Origin of the sequence: Terrabacter terrae (assembly GCF_039529575.1) — a bacterium.
Classification (GTDB): Bacteria; Actinomycetota; Actinomycetes; order Actinomycetales; family Dermatophilaceae; genus Terrabacter; species Terrabacter terrae.
Genome location: NZ_BAAANB010000240.1, coordinates 1 through 2,616, shown reverse-complemented (window position 1 = coordinate 2,616; position 2,616 = coordinate 1). Strand labels below are relative to the sequence as shown.

The window sequence follows — 2,616 nt, the reverse complement described above, 5'->3', positions numbered from 1 at the left end:
CCGCACGCGCCGTCCAGTGGCTGGCGCACCAGGGCTACGACGTCGTCAACGTCGAGGGCGGCATGCTCGAGTGGCAGCGGGCCGGCAAGCGCCTGGCCGCCGACGGCGACCCGAACATCGTGTGACCGCCATGAGCGACAGGAACGGCAGGAACGAGAGGGACGCCGAGCGCGAGGCCGGACAGCCGGACCCGACGCACGACACGTGGTCGGCCTGGCTGCCGCAGCTCGACCGGGAGACGCCGCTGCCGCAGGCGGACGCACCGCCGGAGTCGGCCGTCCCCCCGGCGCCGGCGAGCCCGTTGCCCACGGTCCCCCAGCCGCCGCTCCCGCAGGCGTCGCGGCCGCCGAGACCCACGGCCGCCAGCGGATGGCCACCGCCACCCCGGCCGGCGTCCGGCCTGCCGCCCCGGTCGTCCGCCGGCGCCTACCCGCGAATGGCTCCGCCCGCCGCTCAGGTCTACTCCGCCCCGCCGCCGAACCGGCTGGCCCTGGCGATCCTCTGCACGATCATGTGCTTCACGCCCTTCGGCATCGTGGCGATCGTCAAGGCGACCTCGGTCCGCTCCAAGTGGGCGATGGGCCAGTTCGACGAGGCCTATCGCGCCTCCCGGTCGGTCAAGACGTGGTGCCTGCTCGCCGCCCTCGCGTGGCCCGGGCTCGCGATCTTCTTCGCGTGCACGGGGGTGCTCACCCACTCTCTCTGAGTCTCTTCCCGTCGGCGGGGGGCGAGGGCCAGCTCACCGGATCGGCATGGCCGCCGGCCCTGTGCAGACCAGCTCGTCGCCCTCCGGGGCTCTGACCGGGGCCTGGACGACGCCACCGCCCACCGCTGAGGGCCGAGCCTGGTCGGTGCGACCGTCCACCTGTACGCAGAACTGCCATTGCCCGACGGCCGGGTTCACGCGCTGCCGTGGAGCCGAGAAGGACTCGCCCGGCACGTCGAGCACGAGCGGCCACACGGCATACGCCCGCCCGGTGACCGAGGCACCGGGGGCGATCACGTGCCCGCCCATGACGGGCGCCGCGACGAAGCGCACGTTCGGCGCCGTGGCAAAGCCCTGCTTGCTGATGCGCAGCACGCCGGACTGCTCGTAGACCCAGGCGTGCTGGACGTCGACGTTCACGGGGAGGGTGCCGCTGCCGAGCTCCTGCGGCACGACGTCGTAGGCGAGGACGGGCTTCGTCCCGGTGTTGGTCAGCCGGTAGTCGACGACGAGCCCCGGGTGCACCGACATGCCCGCGACCGTCCCGCCGCTGCGCACCTGGCCCTCGGGCGCCATCGACGCCTCGAGGCGCACGCTGCCGACGACGGTGGTCTGGGCGGCGCCGCTCGCAGGGGTCCCCGGGTCCCCGCCGGGTGCGGGGGTCGCCGAGCCGGACGACGAGCTCGCCTGACCGCACGCGCTCATGGCGAGGACGGCACCGACGGCGCCGACGGCCAGCGCGAGCAGTCCGCGACTGCGGGCAGCGCGTGCTGGGCGGGCCGGCCGCGCTGGGCCGGGTCGGACGGGAGGACTCTTGGGCGTCATACCGAGGAAGACAAGCACGGGCCCCGGACCGTTGCACCCGGACGGGTCCCGAGCGGTTGTCTGGGCGCCGCCTGTGCGCAGTGTCGACGCGGGCTGGGTGCTCGGCGACGGGTGGGCACAGTTTCGGCAAACAGTGCTTAAAGGGACCGCCGGAGCGCCCTGCGGAGGCCCGGCACGGGCGTACGTTCACTCCGGCCGCAGGGCGGTGCGCCAGGCACTGTCTCGGCCGAACCAGCCGCTCAGAGGAGATCCCATGAAACGCTCCGTCCGCCTCGCGCTCGCCGGCGCCGGCGCCGCTGCGCTCGTCGTCCCGGCCGTCGCCGCGGCCGGCGCCGTCAGCGCCCACCCGGCCCCGACGAGCAGGTCCGCGTCGTCCGCCACGACCACGCCCATCAAGCACGTCGTCGTCATCTTCGGCGAGAACGTGTCGTTCGACCACTACTTCGCCACCTACCCGAAGGCCGCGAACCTCCCCGGTGAGACGCAGCAGGGCTCGGGGACGCCGGCGCCGAGCTTCCGCGCGGCGCCCGGCACGCCCGGCGGCATCGCGACGCTCGCGCACGACCGCCTGCTCGCGCCCAACAACCCCAACTCCGTGCAGCCGCAGCGCCTGACGCCCGGCCAGGCCGTCACCTGCGACCAGGACCACACCTACACGAACGAGCAGAAGGCCTACGACGCCGGCGCGATGGACAAGTTCGTGGAGTTCACGAGCCGGGACGCGTGCGCCGCCCCCACCTACGGGCGCGAGGGCCTGACGATGGACTACTACGACGGCAACACGGTCACGGCGATGTGGAACTACGCCCAGCACTACGCGATGAGCGACCACGCCTTCAGCACGACCTTCGGCCCCTCGTCACCCGGCGCGATCAACCTCGTCTCGGGGAACACCCATGGCGTCAAGGAGTTCAACGCGGACGGCACCCCCGCGACGACGCCGGCCACCGGCGACTACACGGTGCGCTTCCCCGATGGCAAGGGCATCGGCACCATGACCGGTGACCCCGACCCCGTCTACGACGACTGCTCCAACAACAGCCACACGAAGAGCTACACGCTGGCGGCGATGACCGGCCGCAACA

General features: G+C 73.2%; 3 protein-coding genes. 2 read left to right on the top strand and 1 reads right to left on the bottom strand.

Features of this window, described 5'->3' with window-relative positions; genetic code table 11:
- The first annotated feature begins 130 nt into the window (after positions 1-130).
- Positions 131-706 carry a CD225/dispanin family protein gene (locus ABD194_RS21555; RefSeq protein ID WP_343995363.1) on the top strand — a complete coding sequence of 192 codons (576 nt, stop codon included), beginning with the start codon at positions 131-133 and terminating at the stop codon, positions 704-706.
- A gap of 33 nt (positions 707-739) precedes the next feature.
- Here the strand turns inward: ABD194_RS21555 and ABD194_RS21550 are convergent, their stop codons facing one another.
- The gene (locus ABD194_RS21550; RefSeq protein ID WP_343995361.1) at positions 740-1,411 is read right to left on the bottom strand and encodes a hypothetical protein; all 672 of its coding nucleotides are present in this window, start codon (positions 1,409-1,411) and stop codon (positions 740-742) included.
- A gap of 373 nt (positions 1,412-1,784) precedes the next feature.
- On the opposite strand from ABD194_RS21550, the gene ABD194_RS21545 reads away from it, so the two are divergent.
- A partial coding sequence (locus ABD194_RS21545; protein ID WP_343995359.1) for an alkaline phosphatase family protein occupies positions 1,785-2,616 on the top strand: 832 nt, incomplete at its 3' end.

Coding starts and splice junctions, on each gene's coding strand:
- ABD194_RS21555 (WP_343995363.1), top strand. CDS start 131: ATGAGCGACAGGAACGGCAGGAACGAGAGGGACGCCGAGCGCGAGGCC.
- ABD194_RS21550 (WP_343995361.1), bottom strand. CDS start 1,411: ATGAGCGCGTGCGGTCAGGCGAGCTCGTCGTCCGGCTCGGCGACCCCC.